Source organism: Mucilaginibacter tolerans, from assembly GCF_030519375.1.
In the GTDB taxonomy this organism is placed as follows: Bacteria; Bacteroidota; Bacteroidia; order Sphingobacteriales; family Sphingobacteriaceae; genus Mucilaginibacter.
The window spans coordinates 1-16955 of record NZ_JAUMKB010000013.1 but is presented as its reverse complement, the minus strand read 5'-3'; the positions used below and the strand labels follow the sequence as shown (position 1 = coordinate 16955).

General features: G+C 41.7%; 15 protein-coding genes, 1 tRNA gene and 2 pseudogenes. 4 read left to right on the top strand and 14 right to left on the bottom strand.

Annotated elements, in window-relative coordinates; all coding sequences use genetic code 11:
* Positions 1-28: 28 nt before the first annotated feature.
* Together Q3A68_RS17350 and Q3A68_RS17345 are read right to left on the bottom strand one after the other, a co-directional pair.
* Positions 29-931 carry a carbohydrate kinase family protein gene (locus tag Q3A68_RS17350; RefSeq protein ID WP_302902381.1) on the bottom strand — a complete coding sequence of 301 codons (903 nt, stop codon included), beginning with the start codon at positions 929-931 and terminating at the stop codon, positions 29-31.
* Between the two features lie 4 nt (positions 932-935).
* Positions 936-2273, bottom strand: a pseudogene (locus Q3A68_RS17345) (sugar porter family MFS transporter); the annotation flags it as partial.
* Positions 2274-2602: 329 nt separating this feature from the next.
* On the opposite strand from Q3A68_RS17345, the gene Q3A68_RS17340 reads away from it, so the two are divergent.
* Entirely contained in the window at positions 2603-5377 is a 2775-nt protein-coding gene (locus Q3A68_RS17340) for a substrate-binding domain-containing protein (RefSeq protein WP_302902380.1), read from the top strand.
* Positions 5378-5627: 250 nt separating this feature from the next.
* Here Q3A68_RS17340 and Q3A68_RS17335 read toward each other — a convergent pair whose 3' ends face one another.
* A complete protein-coding gene (locus Q3A68_RS17335) occupies positions 5628-5921 on the bottom strand; it encodes a PDDEXK nuclease domain-containing protein (RefSeq protein WP_302902460.1) in 294 nt (97 codons plus the stop codon).
* A pseudogene (locus Q3A68_RS17330) lies at positions 5907-6335 on the bottom strand (DUF1016 N-terminal domain-containing protein); the annotation flags it as partial. The pseudogene Q3A68_RS17330 and the gene Q3A68_RS17335, both read right to left, overlap by 15 nt.
* Positions 6336-6410: 75 nt before the next feature.
* Between Q3A68_RS17330 and Q3A68_RS17325 the strand changes: the two are divergent.
* Positions 6411-6536, top strand: a complete 126-nt coding sequence (locus Q3A68_RS17325) for a hypothetical protein (protein WP_302902379.1) — start codon at positions 6411-6413, stop codon at positions 6534-6536.
* 85 nt (positions 6537-6621) lie between these two features.
* Here the strand turns inward: Q3A68_RS17325 and Q3A68_RS17320 are convergent, their stop codons facing one another.
* From Q3A68_RS17320 to Q3A68_RS17310, 3 genes are all read right to left on the bottom strand, one after another.
* The gene (locus Q3A68_RS17320) at positions 6622-7410 is read right to left on the bottom strand and encodes a helix-turn-helix domain-containing protein (RefSeq protein ID WP_302902378.1); all 789 of its coding nucleotides are present in this window, start codon (positions 7408-7410) and stop codon (positions 6622-6624) included.
* A gap of 16 nt (positions 7411-7426) precedes the next feature.
* Positions 7427-8470, bottom strand: a complete 1044-nt coding sequence (locus tag Q3A68_RS17315) for an SDR family oxidoreductase (protein ID WP_302902377.1) — start codon at positions 8468-8470, stop codon at positions 7427-7429.
* A gap of 295 nt (positions 8471-8765) precedes the next feature.
* Positions 8766-8842: transfer RNA gene (locus Q3A68_RS17310), tRNA-Asn, on the bottom strand.
* A gap of 87 nt (positions 8843-8929) precedes the next feature.
* Here Q3A68_RS17310 and Q3A68_RS17305 point away from each other — a divergent pair.
* Positions 8930-9847, top strand: a complete 918-nt coding sequence (locus Q3A68_RS17305; protein WP_302902376.1) for a PfkB family carbohydrate kinase — start codon at positions 8930-8932, stop codon at positions 9845-9847.
* A gap of 64 nt (positions 9848-9911) precedes the next feature.
* On the opposite strand, the gene Q3A68_RS17300 is transcribed toward Q3A68_RS17305, so the two are convergent.
* Together Q3A68_RS17300 and Q3A68_RS17295 are read right to left on the bottom strand one after the other, a co-directional pair.
* Entirely contained in the window at positions 9912-10148 is a 237-nt protein-coding gene (locus tag Q3A68_RS17300) for a cytochrome b5 domain-containing protein (protein ID WP_302902375.1), read from the bottom strand.
* Entirely contained in the window at positions 10145-10978 is an 834-nt protein-coding gene (locus tag Q3A68_RS17295; RefSeq protein ID WP_302902374.1) for a phytoene/squalene synthase family protein, read from the bottom strand. Before Q3A68_RS17295 ends, Q3A68_RS17300 begins: the two co-directional genes overlap by 4 nt.
* 88 nt (positions 10979-11066) lie before the next feature.
* Between Q3A68_RS17295 and Q3A68_RS17290 the strand changes: the two genes are divergently transcribed.
* On the top strand, positions 11067-12581 hold the full coding sequence (locus Q3A68_RS17290) for a phytoene desaturase family protein (protein WP_302902373.1): 1515 nt from the start codon (positions 11067-11069) through the stop codon (positions 12579-12581).
* Positions 12582-12689: 108 nt separating this feature from the next.
* On the opposite strand, the gene Q3A68_RS17285 is transcribed toward Q3A68_RS17290, so the two are convergent.
* The 5 genes from Q3A68_RS17285 to Q3A68_RS17265 form a co-directional block, all read right to left on the bottom strand.
* Entirely contained in the window at positions 12690-13226 is a 537-nt protein-coding gene (locus tag Q3A68_RS17285) for an RNA polymerase sigma factor (RefSeq protein WP_302902372.1), read from the bottom strand.
* Positions 13227-13468: 242 nt separating this feature from the next.
* Positions 13469-14488 (bottom strand): UDP-N-acetylmuramate dehydrogenase, encoded by a 1020-nt coding sequence (murB, locus tag Q3A68_RS17280; RefSeq protein ID WP_302902371.1) that lies wholly within the window; start codon positions 14486-14488, stop codon positions 13469-13471.
* Positions 14489-14565: 77 nt separating this feature from the next.
* Positions 14566-15204: a TlpA family protein disulfide reductase gene (locus Q3A68_RS17275; RefSeq protein ID WP_302902370.1), complete on the bottom strand. Its 639-nt coding sequence runs from the start codon at positions 15202-15204 to the stop codon at positions 14566-14568.
* A gap of 358 nt (positions 15205-15562) precedes the next feature.
* On the bottom strand, positions 15563-16084 hold the full coding sequence (locus tag Q3A68_RS17270; protein ID WP_302902369.1) for an integrase core domain-containing protein: 522 nt from the start codon (positions 16082-16084) through the stop codon (positions 15563-15565).
* Between the two features lie 392 nt (positions 16085-16476).
* On the bottom strand, positions 16477-16854 hold the full coding sequence (locus Q3A68_RS17265; RefSeq protein WP_302902368.1) for a hypothetical protein: 378 nt from the start codon (positions 16852-16854) through the stop codon (positions 16477-16479).
* Positions 16855-16955 lie beyond the last annotated feature (101 nt).

Sequence of the window (16955 nt, the reverse complement as noted above, 5' to 3'; positions counted from 1 at the left end):
TCATTTTAGGGTAATTGATTAGGTTAATTCAAAACATCTTTTGGTTAAATTCTCTGTACTCTTGGATCTGATAATCCGGGCAACCTCCTTTCTTTGTAGCGATAAAAGCCCCCATGGCTACCGCGTCTTTTATGATTTGCCATGGTTCTTTGTTAAAAAAATGCCCGGCAATAAAAGCAGCCAGGAATGAATCGCCACTTCCAATAGTATCCTGTACTTTTACTTCACTTCCCCAAGCATGATAAATGGCTTGATTTTTATAATAGGAAGCGCCGAACTCACCCTTGGTGACGACAATTTCTGGCACATTAAACTTGTCCTGGATAAACCGGACCTGAGACACCTCGTTGCTGAACGAACCTCCGAATACAGACTGGACCATTTCTAATTCAGCCTGGTTGAACTTTACGATATCAGCCATGGTTAAAAGCGCGCCAAGGAGATCCCCGCTGATAAAAGGCGGCCTCAGGTTAATATCAAAAACCTTGATACACTCATTTTCGAGCAGATCAAACAGCGTCTTTCTTGTAAATTCACTCCTTGATGCCAGGCTACCATAGATGAAATAGGTTGAACTGTCTATTAAAGGCTTGGCAGCATCAATTCGCTCAATAAAATCCCAGGCGACAGGAGATACGATTTCATAACTTACCTCGGTACCATTCATTTTTGCCAGTACCTGGCTGGTGGGATACTTTGTATCAACCTGCAAAAAATCTGTTCCCAGCCCCCACGACTTAATGAGCGAAATCAGTTGGTGCCCTTGCAAATCGTTGCCGACCTTACTGAAGATGTTTGTTTTTACTCCACGCCTGTTCAAATGGTACGCGACATTTAGCGGTGCTCCTCCTGGTTGAGCGCCTTCGGGCAGCATATCCCATAATACTTCCCCGAAACAGATAGCTGGCAATATGTTTGTTTGAGTATCCATACCACTAATGCATCACAATATTGGTTTCTATCTGTTCAAGCGACTTACCCTTGGTTTCGGGCATAAACCGCCACACGAAAATTAACTGGAGGACCATCATCGTCCCGAAAAAAGAGAAGGTGACGGCGCCCCCCAGTTTCTCTGCAAAAAAAGGAAAGGAAAAAGCGATGATGGCTGCCATAATCCAATGCGTGGAGCTTCCCAACGTTTGCCCCTGCGCCCGAACCTGGTTGGGAAATATCTCTGAAATGAATACCCAAATAACCGCACCCTGTGAGAAAGCAAAAAAGGCGATGAATATCATTACGTATATAGGAATTGTAAAGCCCTCGAACTGGCCAGTGTAAAAGGTAAAGGCAACCATGAACAGGGAGCAGATAAGGCCAATCGAGCCGATAATCATTAACAGCTTTCTTCCAACTCTATCGATGATATTGATTGCAAAAAGCGTAAAAAGGAAATTGATCATACCGATCCCTACTGTCGACAAAAGGGATGAATGCGCGCCGAGGCCAGCCATTTCAAAAATTCGCGGTGCATAATAAATAATGGCGTTAATGCCGGATACCTGGTTGAAAAAGGCAAACAATACCGCCAGGTACGCCGGTTTTTTATATTCGGCTGAAAACAACGAATCATTGTGTTTCCTACCCTGGCTATCCAGCTCTGATTTTTTTATATCAACCAGGTCGCGCTCATAATTCAGGGGATTAATGATCTTTAGAATGGACAGCGCTTTTTCAGTTTCGCCTTTTTTAAGTACAAGCCACCGGGGGCTTTCTGGTATAAATCTGATCAGGACAATAAATAGCAAAGATGGGAACGCCTGTACACCCAACATCCAGCGCCATGATGCCTCTCCGCCCTGACCGATTAAATAATTAGACAGGTAGGAGATCATGATCCCCAACACCACATTAAATTGAAACAAACCTACCAGGTTCCCCCTACGCTCAGCCGGAGAGACTTCGGATATGTATATTGGAGCAGTAACGGATGACGTGCCAACGCCAAGTCCGCCAAGAAAACGGAATAGGAGGAAGGTGTACCAGTTAGTTGCGAATGCGGTTCCGATAGACGATAATAAGTAAGCAGCGGCTACAAAATAGAGTGTGTTCTTTCTTCCAAAGCGATCTGACGGCTTTGACCCGAGCATTGACCCAATAACTGTTCCTATTAATGCTATAGAAATAGTGAGGCCATGTTGAAATACAGACAAACCCCAGTAGGTCTGGATTGATTTTTCGGCCCCGGAAATTACTGCCGTATCAAATCCAAATAAAAAGCCACCAAGGGCTACAACCATGGACCAGGCCATGACAGAATTTTTTCTCATAAAAGTTGGTTGGTATAATTGGTATTACTAATCGCAAGGTAGAGCGCGAACCAGGGCGACGGTTATCAGTTTTATTTCAAAATGCTTAAAATTTTAAACAAACAATATGTATTTGATTTTCAGCCAAATAAAATTTACACGGGTTTAAAAATTTGCACGACTTATAATTATGTTACACGAAACCTTCGATACTGTTACATTTCGCTGTTGATGTTAGCACGGGCCGGCAAACGCCTATTTGGAGTTATAGGAATTTTATCTATATTTTTGAAACTAGAGTCGAATCTCTCCGGCCAATAAGAACCATTGAATAACCATTTATTAGGAATCATAAGATGAGCGGGCGCATTGCATTCGGTAAACTATCCCGGGTACTACTATTTGTTACCCTGATTATCTTATGTATAGCAGGGTGCAAAGAGGACAAGAAAAAAGCTGCTTACACAATTGGATTTTCACAGTGTGTAGGTTCCGACCTATGGCGTAAAACCATGCTGGATGAAATGAAAACTGAGCTTTCTTTACATCCCGGAGCCAACTTCGTTTATGCTGATGCTGAAAATAGTAGCGATTTACAAATCAGCCAGGTGAAAAAAATGCTCGATGATGGTATCGACTTGCTCATTATCTCCCCTAATGAAGCCCAGCCATTAACGCCGGTTGTCGAAGAAGCATATAATAAAGGCATACCCGTAATTATTATTGACCGTAAAACCGCGTCAAGCTTATACACGGCCTATGTAGGAGCCGACAATTACCAGGTGGGGAAATTGGCTGGTGCATACATAGCATCAACTTCTGTAGGGCAGATTAACTTGCTCGAAGTAATGGGGCTTCCCGGTTCCTCGCCTGCTATAGAAAGAGACCGAGGGCTGATGGACGGCATAAAGGAGTCTCCTAACATACATGTATCTAAGGTTTACGGTGATTGGCTAAAGCAACATGCCAAGGCCCAATTGAGAAAAAATGCAAAACAACTGGCTGGTATAAATGCAATTTTTGCACAAAATGACATGATGGCCTCAGGCGCCAGAGAAGTATTAAACGACCTTCGTTTGCCAGGCACCATCAAAGTATTAGGTGTAGATGCGCTCCCAGGTAATGGTGGCGGTTTGCAGATGGTCGGTAACAAAACCCTCAACGCAAGTGTGCTATACCCTACCGGTGGTAAGGAAGCCATTGTGACAGCTTTTCAGATATTAAATAAAGAGCCATTCTCCAGGGAAAATATTTTGCAATCGCTCGTGATTGATTCCACTAACGTTAAATTAATGCAATTTCAGTGGAATAAAATTGAAAGCCAGCAAAAGGACATCGAGAAACAACAATCTTTGCTGGCAGACCAGCAGGCAATTTATAAAAGCCAGCAGATTGTGCTGGATGTGATTATTATTACACTCGTTCTGGCTATCATATTTGGCGGGCTTGCCTTTTACTCTCTTACTGAAAACCGCAAAATCAATAAAAGACTGGAAGCAAAGAACAACGAAATAGTTTCGCAAAGGAACCAACTAATCGAAATGTCGGCCAAAGCAGAAGCCGCTACAGAGGCGCGGCTTAACTTTTTCACCAATGTATCTCATGAGTTTCGTACTCCTCTGACATTGATGTTATCCCCATTGCAGGATCTGCTCGCAAATGACAAGTTATCTTTACTTGCCGGCAAAAACCTGAGGCTGGTTCAGCAGAATGCATTTAGGCTGTTAAAGTTGGTGAACCAATTGATCGACTACCGGAAAATAGAGATCGACAAACAAACTATAAAAGCGTCAGAAAACAATTTGGTCGATTTTGTTCGCGAGATTACAGAGGCATTCCGCGTTTATGCACAAAAAATGAATGTCAAGCTTTACTTTACTTCCCCCGAAAAAGAAATAAAGGCCTGGTTTGATGCTGACATGCTGGATAAGGTGTTCTTTAACCTGATATCTAACGCTATCAAATTTTGTAATGAGGACGGCCGTATAAAAGTGACTATCAGAAAAAATGGCCCTGACTATGTTTACATTGATGTGGAGGACAATGGGATTGGAATGTCACCAGAAGATACAGCTTTAGTATTCGACCAATTTTACCAGGCCGATAATGCTCCGGTTACAGGTTCGGGAATAGGCCTTTCTCTTTCAAAAGAAATCATGCTGTTCCATCACGGTAATATTGACGTTAAAAGCCAGAAATGGAAGGGCACAATGTTTACTGTAAGCTTACCCCTTGGAAGCAGTCATTTAAATGCCATGGAAAAAAACTATTCGCGAAATGATTGGTCTGATTTGGCTGAAAAATCAAAAATATACCAGGGAGACTTTAACCGGCTTGCAGTAGAGGACAGCTATAATCTTCTGAAAAGTCCGAGTGAACATTCAATACTAATTATTGAAGATAACACTGATTTGCTGCAATACCTTACAGACAAATTCAGCGAAAATTTTGAGGTGTTTACCGCATGCAATGGCACTGCAGGTATCACCAGCGCATTTGACAACGTGCCTGATCTAATCATCTCAGATGTTGTGCTTCCGGGCGTATCCGGAAAAGAACTTTCAAAAACGCTCAAATCAGACGTCCGCACATCTCATATTCCAATTATCTTGCTCACAGCTCAAGGAAGCCTTGAGCATCAGATATTAGGTGTTCAGTCTTTGGCGGACCTTTATATTACAAAGCCGTTTAATTTTGATTATCTCAGTGCGAGCGTATGGAATCTTATTGGTAACCGGGCATTGTTGAAAGAGCATTTTACAAGTGACATAAGCACTACAGAAAGACTTACCATATCTAAAAAACTGGATAAAAAATTCCTTAATGATTTTGCCGGCATTGTCGAACAAAACCTGGCCAACGAAAAATTCTCGGTGGACGATATTTGCAAGATAATTGGTATTTCGCGTGTTCAGCTCTATCGGAAAGTAAAAGCCTTGACGGATTGTAGTATAACTGACTACATTCTTAATCGGCGAATAAAAAAGGCTACCTACCTTTTGAATAATGAGAGTTTGACTATCTCTGAGATCACGTATATGGTTGGTTTCTCAAACCCTAATTACTTTGCTACCGTGTTTAAAGCCAGATATGGTTGCACGCCGAGTGAATTTAAAAAAAGTAAGGCATAACCATTTTGTGAGCTCAAATGTATTGTCGTTTTTCTGCTGCTATATCGTCGCTAATTTGATTTAGCGCATTATCTGCCGGCCGCAAAGCCGATCATTCTAAGATAACTAACCCCAATTGCGTTCGCTGTTGCAATCACCTGTGATTTCTATCTGGTAGGCCTAAAGAATATTAAAGCCGGTCACTGGCTCTATGGGCGTACCAAGCTTGATCATGAAAAAGGATCGATGGTGTTTTGGAAACCCCGGCAAGTTATTGAAATTGAGAACCTTGAACTTGAAGAAGGAGGCTATATCCTTCTTTTTCGTGAAGATATTTTACTCGGCAATGCCCTTCAACACCTAATTCCAATAAAAACCTTTCTACATGCTTTACCAGTTCAGTTTCTAACTCGCGTTCTGTAAAGGGTTGTGCAATTGTAATAAAGTCAAATATGTATGGGTCTTTTAGTGTTTCTTTTACTAAATCAGATTGCGGATCGGGCAATGTTTTTGAAAAATTATTAATTGCTTCTCCCTGTCGAAGATGAAGATCACTCTTTATCATTAATGAAAGCACATCTCTACTCCAGCCATTTAAAAGCGTTTGTTGCACATACCAAAAACGTATTTGCTTATCTTTGATCTTTTGCATCAGCAAAATATTATGCCCCCAGGGAATTTGGGAAGCAGCCTGTTTCATAAATTCAGTGTTTGTCTGGTCTGTATTTTCTAATTGGGAAACGGCCCGTTTCCCAATTAGCTCATCTGAATTATGCTCCTTATAAAACTGAACCATAAACTTTAAATTTCTTTCAGAGAAGCCTTTTAATTCCGGTAGTTAATTCTTGATATCATTTGCTAATCGTGCAGTGACCGTGGCACCCCAACCTTGTTCATTTTGAAGCTGGTTTATTGTTTTGCCAATATCCCAGTAAAGCATAGTCATTTCGGCATTTATTGTAAGAGCCCAAAAGTTCACTTTTGAAGACCTGCAACATCGAACCGCTAAGTCGGGGGATTTGCACTCCTTTATTTACTTGATTAACAATGAATTATGGAAGAAAAAAAGAAGGGCAAGCGACAAAAATTTGTGCTTGCCCAGTCTGGCTCCCCTGACTGGACAGAATTCGAACCAAGTCTTAGAGCAGTTAAAGTTGCTAAAGGAATTGAAAGTGGCTAAGATAAGAGGTTCGTTTCCCTAGGGGTCCTCAGGTTATCAAATTACTCTTGTCTTGACATTTTTTGTTAAGATCATACATGCTCCGTTAGAGGGCCCTAAAGGTTGGATTATAACCATAATGCTTTTTAAAGGCAAAGGAAAAGTGTGAGAGGTCTTCAAAACCACTATCCAGATAAACCTCGGACGGCCTTCTTTTCTGCTCGAAAATCTGGTAATGGGCCAGCTCCAAGCGTTTCTGCGTCAACCATCTGCCGGGTGTATTTTGAAAAATCCGCTTGAAATCTTTTTTAAAAGTGGTCAGGCTTCTTCCCGTCAGGTAGCCGAATTTTTCCAGAGGGAGGTTAAACATAAAATTCTGCTCCATGAACTCAGCAAGGTCCAGTTTGCCCGGCTCTTCAAAATGGTTGAGTAATTCGTCTACACTCGGATCAATAGCACGAAGGATACGGACCGCTTCTTCGACCTTAAATGAGGCTATGTCCTCAGGCAAAGCATCGGCCAGGTCAAAATAAGGTTGCAAAGAACTAAACAGGCTTTTCAACAACGGATGTGCTCCGAACTTTCTTAGCCCATGGCCGTGCATCGCTTTAAATTGGTTTACGTTGGCTCGATAGTATTGTTGGAGCCTTTCCTTGCGAAATAGCACTGATATGACGATGCAGGGTTGCCCGTTTAGGGGGAGTTTACTCATCCTGCCCAGTTGGTTACGGGGCAGCAGTACGGTATCTCCTGGAAGAAAATGGTAGCTGTGTTCGGCGGTCACGACCCCCATTTCACCGGAAATGATATGAACTAGCGCTGGTTGCGAAAGGATCAGCTCCCGGCTGTAATGAGCTTCCTTCTTACAGGCGATAAATACTTCGGCGACTTCCATCGGTTTAAAGTTAATATTATTGGTCGAGCAGTTGCAAGCGGATCAGGCTTTCTGCTGAGGCAAGAATCGCGTCTTCGGTAGAGCGCGGCGACCAGCCTAATAGGTTAATAGCTTTGGCACTGGTGACATTCATAACCCTGCCCAAGAGCGGGATCATTGACTTAACCATCGGGTCTTTCAATGCCGCGATACGCAATAGCGTATTGGGCAACTCTCTCGCTCTTACCTTATTGGCAGCAGCACCTAAGTTTTCTTTCAGTATTTTCGCCACCTCCACCAGCCAGATACTCTCACCAGCAGTGGCGATAAAACGCTCTCCCTTAGCTGCTGAATTTTCCATTGCGCGCAGGTGCAAGTCGGCCACATCACGCACATCGACAAAACCGGTATTGATCTTCGGACAGCCCGGCATCTTGCCGGTCAGGAGGTTTTTGATCAGGTAAAGCGAATGTGAATATTCCGGTCCCAATGCCGGCCCCATGACAGTTACGGGGTTAATCGTCGCAAGTTCAAGTCCCCTCCCCTCCCTTTCGATAAACTCCCAGGCTGCCTTTTCAGCCAGGGTTTTGGACTTCTGGTAAGCCGGAGCATTGGCTGTATCTGTCCAGTCCGTCTCGTCAAAGGGTGCCCTTTGGCTGGGATGTCCATAAACAACTGCACCGATAGCAGAGGTTAATACTACGCGTTTAACACCAGTGTCCCTTGCGGCACGCAATACCCGCAGTACACCTTCCCGTGCCGGGATAATCATTTCATCTTCGTGTTTGAAATCCAATTTTGGTGTAGGCGAAGCAACATGCAATACGTAGTTGCAACCACTTATCGCTTCGGACCAATGTTTATCAGAGGCTAGGTCAGCGTCAACAAAGGTCAAACGGTCAACGGCTTCGGCGCCGGCTTGGTTAAGCATTGACCTCACGCCGGCTTCACGACTCAAGGAGCGCAATGTCGCCCTTACCCGATATCCTGCATTTAATAATTGAAGTATGCAATGTACTGCAATAAAGCCGGAGCCACCGGTAACCAGCACTAATTTCTCATTATTTGAATTGGTGTTCATCTTCTTTTGTTTTGATGAACCAAAAATCGCTTTATAGTAAATCGTTTGTTTTGTTTAAAAGGCGCAATGTGCTTTGTTTAAAAGGCGCAGGCTTTCCTACCTAAGTGGCACTTGTTCCCCGGTTTTCACTCTTTCAAGAATATCTTTGGTCATAGATGGTTAAGTGTTAAGGAGATTGATTGTCGACTTGGTAATGATCGAACCACTAAGACGAGCGATTCGTACTCTTTTATTTATCTGATTAGCAACAAGATAAAAAAGAAGGGCAAGCAACAAAAATTTGTGCTTGCCCAGTTGGCTCCTGAGGCTGGGCTCGAACCAGCGACCCTCTGATTAACAGTCAGATGCTCTAACCGGCTGAGCTACTCAGGAATCATTTTCCGGTTTGGAGTGTGCAAAAGTATGATTTCCGGCTTTAATTCACAATATTTGCCAGAAAAAAAATAAAAAATATTTTAAATGAGTTTAATAGTTATAGGCTCTGTAGCCCTCGATGACATTGAAACCCCCTTTGGTAAAGCTGATAAAATTGTAGGAGGAGCAGCGCCATTTGCCTGTCTGGCAGCATCTTACTTTTATAACAAAGTAAAGCTGGTAGGTATCATCGGCAAGAATTTTCCGAAGTCAGAAATTAATATCTGGCATGATCATAATATCAACACTGAAGGCCTGCAGATCGACGAAAACCGTCTGAATTTTTATTGGTCGGGTAAATACCATACCGATATGAATAGTCGCGACACCTTGGAAACAGGATTGAATGTGCTGGAAGATTTCGACCCGATCATTCCGGAATCGTACCAGGATTGCGAATACCTCATGCTGGCAAACTTAGCTCCGATAACACAGCAAACCGCAATCAAAAGATTAAATAAGCGCCCGAAGCTAATCGTGATGGATACGATGAACTTTTGGATGAACGTGGCGCTCGATGATCTGCTGGAAACTATTAAACTGGTTGATGTGTTAACTATCAATGATGCCGAAGCGCGCCAGCTGTCGGGTGAATATTCGCTGGTGAAGGCCGCTAACAAAATATTAGCAATGGGCCCAAAATACCTGATCATTAAAAAAGGCGAGCATGGTGCGCTACTATTTGGCGAAGGAAAAATATTTGCTGCCCCCGCCCTGCCGCTTGAAGATGTATTTGATCCGACCGGTGCTGGCGACACTTTTGCAGGTGGCTTTATTGGTTATATGGCTAAAGTAGGCACTGTAAACTTTAATAATATGAAGAATGCCATCATTTATGGTTCGGCCTTAGCTTCTTTCTGCGTGGAAACCTTTGGTACAGAAAAACTAAAAAATCTAACCGAAGATGCTTTGCGTAACCGGATACAGCAATTTATTAGCTTAGCCAAGTTCGAAATATTATAAGATGCCTGAAGTCGGATGTCAGAGGCCTGCAAAGGTTCTGACATCTGACCTCTGTCTTCCGACCTTAGGCCAGTCGGCCTATAGGGTCAAAATGCTCAAACACCCATTCATCATGCGGGGCATCGAGTAATTCGGCGGTAAGGTCCTGCCCTGCCCAATGCTCATAATGCTGGCCCTTACGCCATAACCTACTTCCACTTACGTCATAAATCAATCCTTTATAGGCAATCCAAACCTCAGGCTTGTCCTGCCCGTTGCGAAGTGCTAACTGGGAACGTGTGTAAACAGGTAGTTCATTCATATCAAACCCAGTTTATGTTTTGAGATAGCTTTTAAATAAAGCATCGTTTTATTTGTATCAGTAATGCGTATGCGCTGCAGCATAATAATCCGGGCGGGTGTTTTGATGATCTTCTTCAGCAGTTCACCATAATACATGTAAGCAATATAAACTCCCAGCCTTGCGCCTTCGGGCAGATCTTTTATCCCCTTGAAGCCTTCCTTCAGATCCTTTTTAATGTCAATTTCTATTTGCAATTTTTCAGCATCAGTAAAATGATTGAAGTCTACTCCGGGGAAATAAATGCGTCCCCGCTCATGAAGATCAGCCTTAATATCTCTCAAAAAATTTATTTTTTGCAACGCCGACCCTAGTTTTTGGGCCGGTGATTTTAAACGATTATACAAATCATCGTCCCCCACGCAAAAAACGCGCAAACACATTAATCCGATCACCTCTGCCGAGCCATAGATATAAGCTTCGTATTCATCCTTATCAAACGACTTCTTGTCCAGATCCATCTCCATCGATCTTAAAAAAGCTTCAATTAACTCCAGGTTGATATGATATTTATTAACCACCAACTGAAAAGACTGTAATACCGGATTCAGGCTGATCTTCTGTTCGATCGCTTTGAATGCATCAGCCTTAAAGTCATTGATTAATTGATGCTGATCGTGCCCATGAAAGGTATCTACAATTTCATCAGCATAGCGAACAAAGCCGTAAATGCCATAAATAGGGTACCGGAACCGCTCGTCAAAAGCATTGATTCCCTTACTAAATGAGGTGCTGTACTTGTTAGTAATCAATTTACTGCTTTCAAAGCAGGTATCGTCGTACAGATTCATTCGTTTTGCAGCCAATTTTGCCAAATCTACGAATTCGGCCTGAAAATGGATTTCAGCATCGCCAATCTATTATTTACTTTGCAACAGGATGAGCAATAGCAAGAAGGTAATCGTTATCGGCGCAGGCTTTTCGGGTCTGGCTGCATCGGCTTTAATGGCTAAGAAAGGCTATGATGTTACCTTGCTTGAAAAAAATGATCAGCCTGGGGGCAGGGCACGTATTTGGGAGAAAGATGGCTTCCGTTTCGATATGGGGCCAAGCTGGTACTGGATGCCCGATGTTTTTGAGAATTATTTCGCACTATTTGATAAAAAGCCTGCTGAATTCTATGAGTTGAACAGACTTGATCCTGGTTATCGTATTTATTTTGATAAGGACGATTTGATTGATATTCCGGCAAATATGCGGGAGCTGGAGACGGTATTTGAAAACATCGAACCTGCAAGTGCGAAGAAATTAAGATCATTTTTAGCTCAGGCCGAAACCAAATACAAGACCGGGATGGGCGAATATGCCTTCAAGCCCTCACATTCTGTAGTTGAATATTTGAACTTTGATCTGGTCAGGAAGAGCATTAACCTGCAATTGCTCACGAATATGCACACGCATGTGAGAACATTCTTCAAGCATCCAAAATTGATTCAACTATTAGAGTTCCCTGCATTATTTCTAGGAGCAACACCTCAAAATACACCGGCGTTATATAGTATGATGAATTATGCCGATTTGGTTTTAGGAACATGGTATCCGATGGGAGGCATGCACGAAATAGTAAAAGCGATGGTAAGCATTGCTGAAAAACAAGGCGTACAAATCGAACTAAATACAGAAGTCACCAAAATCAATATCGAAAATGGGCAAGTACAATCAGTTGGCACCAGTAAAGGTGATTATCCGGCAGATCTGGTAATAGCCGGAGCGGATTATGAGCACGTAGATCAGCACTTGATTGATGGGCCTTATCGAAACTATACCAAAAAATACTGGAACGGCCGTATCCTGTCCCCCTCTTGCCTGATCTGGTATATTGGCGTCAATAAAAAGCTCAAAAATATCCAACATCACAATCTGTTTTTTGATGAAGATTTTGAGCAGCATGCCAAAGACATTTACGGCGATCCAAAATGGCCGGAAAAACCGCTGTTCTACGTCTGTTGCTCTTCGAAAACTGACCAGACAGTTGCACCAGAAAATTGTGAAAATTTGTTCTTTCTAATGCCAATAGCTCCCGGAATTAAGGATAATGACGCTATCCGCCGGCAATACCTCGATCTGATACTCTCTCGTTTCGAAAAGATCACAGGAGAAAAGATCAGTGAAAATATCATCGTTAAAAGAAGTTATGCCCTGAATGATTTCCAAGCTGATTATCATTCGTTTAAAGGCAATGCGTATGGCTTAGCAAACACGCTAAAACAAACTGCCTTTTTAAAACCTGCTATGCGGTCAAAAAAAATCAAAAATTTGCTTTATACCGGTCAGCTTACTGTACCAGGACCGGGAGTCCCACCAGCAATTATTTCAGGACAGGTAGTAGCAAAGGAGGCAATAAAATATCTAGCCTCACCTAAATCCTCTCCAAAGGAAAGGACTTCAAATTGAATGTAGTTTCTCCCACTCCTTGGAGACGGCCGGGGTGAGGCGCTTAAAAATCAAATAACCTGCCGTAGCAGGTTATTTGATAGTATATATGGAGTTGTCAAATACCAATTAATCTTCTGCGTAGACAGGCTTTTTTATACCATTGTCATAAGCTTTCAGGTTCTTTTTCAAAAGCTTGCGCGCAACGTGGATACGTGTCTTTACGGTACCGATCGGAATATCCAGGTGATCGGCAATTTCATGATATTTATGTCCTTCAAAATACATGGTAAACGGTACATAGTAGTCTTCGGGCAATCTGTCCAAAGCTTTTTTGATGTCGTCCATCACAAATTTTGATTCGCCGTGATTTTTTGTCGAACTGAATACCAGGTTGGCAGAAGATATTTCTTCAGACTTGGTTACGAAAGTGCTCATTTTAACAAAACGGCGATAATTATTGATGAAAGTATTTTTCATGATGGTATATAACCATCCTTTCAAGTTAGTTCCTTCTTTAAACTTATTGTAATAAGTTATGGCTTTCAACATTGTATCCTGAACAAGGTCGTTAGCATCATCTGCGTCCCGGGTGAAGTGAAGTGCATATGACCTCAGCGAAGTTGCCTGACGCATTACCATGGTGTTAAACTCGATTGTTGTCATTCTGTTAAAGTTTTGTATGGAGTATTAGACAAACATGATACCGCTTTCAAAAAAGCACAGTATTATGCAGAATTGCACACACAGGATTTTATGTGTGAGTTAAGCTAAGCTGCCGGAAAGCCCACCTGATGAACAGACTGGAAAACAGTCATTTAATTGTAATTATATCACTTTTTGAGAAGAAAAATGCAGCTATTAGCGGAAGGTACGGGTAATAAATATTTTCTTAGAACGAATATAATTTAATTAATAATATTCACTTCACGTTCAAGCAAAACGCCAAATTTACTGTACACACTGTCTATGATTTGCGACGAAAAACTGTACACCTCCTCGCCTGTAGCACCTCCATGATTCACCAAAACGAGCGCCTGGTTCTTCCATGTTCCCGTGTGGCCGACTACTTTTCCCTTCCATCCGCACTGCTCAATCAGCCAGCCGGCCGCCAATTTTACAAGGCCGTCACCGGCAGGATAATTCACCACCTCAGGAAATTTGGAGTAAACCTGTTCGAATTGATCTTTAGTAATAATAGGATTCTTAAAGAAACTACCTGCATTGCCGATAGTAGAAGGATCGGGTAATTTAGATACGCGAATATGCGACACTACTTGCGATACATCCTTAATAGTAGGATTACTGATACCTCGGTTGACTAACTCCTGCTCTATCGCTCCATATTTTAAATTAAGATTTGGGATAAGAGATAGTTTGAACTTAACTGAAGTAATAATGTACTTCTCTTTCAGCTCATTTTTGAAAATACTATCGCGATAGCCAAAGCGACAATCCTCATTGGTAAATGTTCTAAATGTGTCTGTTGCGATCTCGAAGGCATGGCAGCTATAAAACACATCTTTTAGTTCCACACCATAGGCGCCGATATTTTGGATAGGCGACGCTCCTACAGAACCCGGTATCAAACTTAGGTTTTCGATACCCGCATACTCCCTGGCCACGCAAAAGTTAACCAGGTCATTCCAAACTTCGCCTGCACCGGCTTCAACAAAAACTTCGTTATGATTAATCCGGTGGTCAATACCCCGGATATTGATGCGGACAACCAATCCATCAAAATCTTTTACCAGCAACATATTACTGCCGCCGCCCAATACCAAACGCTCCATCTGTAGCCACTGCGGATCCATAAACAACTCCACCAACTCATCTTCATGTCCTATTTCGACAAAATATTTTGCCGAGACATCGATACCAAAAGTGTTAAAGTTTATTAGGGATACGTTTTCCTGGATTTGCAGCATGCGTTCTTGATTTCGGATTTGTTTTGGTGGCGAATTTCGGAATTTTAGTTGGGATTGGGATAAGCCAGTAATATTCGTCAGTTAGCGGTTAACGCTGTATTAATAACTTTTTCGATTTCGACCATAGCTGCCGCTTCATTTCCATCATAGCCGGATTTATTAAAAATTGTATTACCTTTTTTATCAAAAATTATAACCGTAGGATACCCCGAAAAATGCAATGCATCGTCAGGGCATAGGGCAGGATGATCTGGATCTATCTGATGCAATATTTTTCCCTCCACAATAACCTTTGCATTACAGCCAGGCAAAAAGTATACGGGTAATTTAAAATATGTCAGTTGGCTAAAATATTGATAGGCATTCACATACTTTGCCAGCGTCGAATCCTTGGCAATAAACTTACGAACTATACTACTATCTGTTCGGCTAATAGTTATAAAACAAAACTCCTTTTCATTACCGTACTTTGCATAAAGTCTATGCAGCATTTTCATCTCCATGAAACATGGCGGACATGGTATGAACCAATTATCAATAAAGAGTACCTTGTTTTTTGCAAGCTTCTTCAAAGTGGTATGGTTACCGTTTAAATCATAAATATCAATATCGGGAATGGATTTAATATCAGGTTTTTTCACCCCGTATATTTGCGCGTCTGCATTCAAAATTAAAACTAACATGCACGCCAACAACAAATAAAATATCTTTTTCATAAGGCAGGTAATTTGATTTTTAAATCTAAATACAAAAGGCGGCCTATTGAACCACTTTTTGTAAAAATATGAATACGCAACTCAAATATGTCTTATGCTGGAATAGGTTTACAGTTTGTCTCGTACTGGTTTTAGTAGACAGTTTTTGAGTTATTAGAAAAATGGTTGTCTAAGTACGTCTTGAGATTTACAAAAGTATTAACTGCTTGGTTTTTTCCAAACTTTGTGCGGTATTTAATTGACGGGTGGCGATTTGTTTATTTTCATATTGCAAAAGTTGATTCATTGTTGTTGTCGTTAAGTGTTGGAATGTGGTAAACTTCAATCGGTTGTGTGGCGGGTATAAGTTTTCCATATTTCAATGCTCAACCTTTTCTATCGATTTCCGACTTTTCTTTTTCCAATGCTTTTTTAAAGGCTGATCTAACTGATGGGCTGCCTGCGGAGTGAGATAGTCGCAGCTCATATGTGGGCGTAGCGTATTGTAGTTGCGAATGGCCGCCTCGGTAGCTAGCATTGCTTCCAGGTGGGATTTAAACACTCTGTTTAACTTAAAGTCCGTTTTAAGAATCCCATTTATTCGCTCAGCCATTGCATTCTCATATGGATCGCCATTATCAGTCATACTAATGGTAATACCTGCTTCCCTTAACTTCTTTACGTACTGAAAACTGCAATATTGTGATCCCCGATCAGAATGATGGATGAGTTTATGATCATTGTTTAGTTTTGTCCGGTTGGCTATAGCCATTTCTAAAGCCTTCATACATCCTTCAGTATTAAGGAATTGGTGTAGACAATAACCAACTATTAATCGTGAATGAGCGTCTGTAATGAGTGATAAGTAACTGAAGTTCTGTCCAGCACAAATATATGTCATATCGCAAACCTACACCGTTTCTATTGAGTTTATTTCCAAATCCTTTATTAGATTCGGATACTTATACATCCAATGATTTGAGTTGGTAGTCTTGGGCGTTATCCTTTTTCTTCTTACCAGTAAGTTGTAGGTTTGAAGAAGATGATGAAGCTTATCTCTCCCAATTTGAATGCCGCTTGACATCAGATTGGGCCGTAACAACCGGTAGAGCTTGTGTGACCCCAGCCCTGGAATATCGCGGCGAATGGCAGCAACAAGGTCTAGTACGAGCAAATTATCCTGAGTTTGCTCCTTAATGTTCCTTTCTTTCTGATAGAATGCTTGTCGACTATTACCAAACAGCTTGCAAAGTGGGCCGACACCTACTTTTGCAATTCGGTTGCCTCGTAGGCTTACGACCGTTTGGTACCACGCTTTTTTCTGATAGGTATCTTAAGATCCTGCTCTGCAACGTCAATTAAGGTATTCAATGCAAGGATCATAAGATTGGCATCGGCAACCGCTCGTTCCAGTTCTTTGTTTCTCTGTTGTAAAGCATGCAGATTCTGTTTTTGCTTTTCAGTCATTGGAGGTAAAGTTATCAATCCATCCTCAATTTTTCTCTTGTAGATGTTTACCCAATTATTGATTGTATAAATGTCATGAATCTCTAGATTCTCCATGACCTGGGCGGGATCTTCCCCTCCAAATAAGATACGCAGCACCGCTTGTTCTTTTACTTCCGGGCTGTATTGGCGTTGCTCTAATAAGGTTTGAATGTAACTGTTCATTTAAAAGTTTTTTGTCCCAAAAACGGTCTTATACAGGTATAGGTTGACACTTTTGGAATAATTATATTCCAGATGAAAGAAAAGATGATGGAGCAATTCAG

What these genes read in the sequence shown, in the direction of transcription:
- Q3A68_RS17350 (WP_302902381.1), bottom strand. Translation starts at nt 931, where the DNA reads ATGGATACTCAAACAAACATATTGCCAGCTATCTGTTTCGGGGAAGTA.
- Q3A68_RS17340 (WP_302902380.1), top strand. Translation starts at nt 2,603, where the DNA reads ATGAGCGGGCGCATTGCATTCGGTAAACTATCCCGGGTACTACTATTT.
- Q3A68_RS17335 (WP_302902460.1), bottom strand. Translation starts at nt 5,921, where the DNA reads ATGATAAAGAGTGATCTTCATCTTCGACAGGGAGAAGCAATTAATAAT.
- Q3A68_RS17325 (WP_302902379.1), top strand. Translation starts at nt 6,411, where the DNA reads ATGGAAGAAAAAAAGAAGGGCAAGCGACAAAAATTTGTGCTTGCCCAG.
- Q3A68_RS17320 (WP_302902378.1), bottom strand. Translation starts at nt 7,410, where the DNA reads ATGGAAGTCGCCGAAGTATTTATCGCCTGTAAGAAGGAAGCTCATTAC.
- Q3A68_RS17315 (WP_302902377.1), bottom strand. Translation starts at nt 8,470, where the DNA reads ATGAACACCAATTCAAATAATGAGAAATTAGTGCTGGTTACCGGTGGC.
- Q3A68_RS17305 (WP_302902376.1), top strand. Translation starts at nt 8,930, where the DNA reads ATGAGTTTAATAGTTATAGGCTCTGTAGCCCTCGATGACATTGAAACC.
- Q3A68_RS17300 (WP_302902375.1), bottom strand. Translation starts at nt 10,148, where the DNA reads ATGAATGAACTACCTGTTTACACACGTTCCCAGTTAGCACTTCGCAAC.
- Q3A68_RS17295 (WP_302902374.1), bottom strand. Translation starts at nt 10,978, where the DNA reads ATGAATCTGTACGACGATACCTGCTTTGAAAGCAGTAAATTGATTACT.
- Q3A68_RS17290 (WP_302902373.1), top strand. Translation starts at nt 11,067, where the DNA reads ATGAGCAATAGCAAGAAGGTAATCGTTATCGGCGCAGGCTTTTCGGGT.
- Q3A68_RS17285 (WP_302902372.1), bottom strand. Translation starts at nt 13,226, where the DNA reads ATGACAACAATCGAGTTTAACACCATGGTAATGCGTCAGGCAACTTCG.
- murB (WP_302902371.1), bottom strand. Translation starts at nt 14,488, where the DNA reads ATGCTGCAAATCCAGGAAAACGTATCCCTAATAAACTTTAACACTTTT.
- Q3A68_RS17275 (WP_302902370.1), bottom strand. Translation starts at nt 15,204, where the DNA reads ATGAAAAAGATATTTTATTTGTTGTTGGCGTGCATGTTAGTTTTAATT.
- Q3A68_RS17270 (WP_302902369.1), bottom strand. Translation starts at nt 16,084, where the DNA reads ATGACATATATTTGTGCTGGACAGAACTTCAGTTACTTATCACTCATT.
- Q3A68_RS17265 (WP_302902368.1), bottom strand. Translation starts at nt 16,854, where the DNA reads ATGAACAGTTACATTCAAACCTTATTAGAGCAACGCCAATACAGCCCG.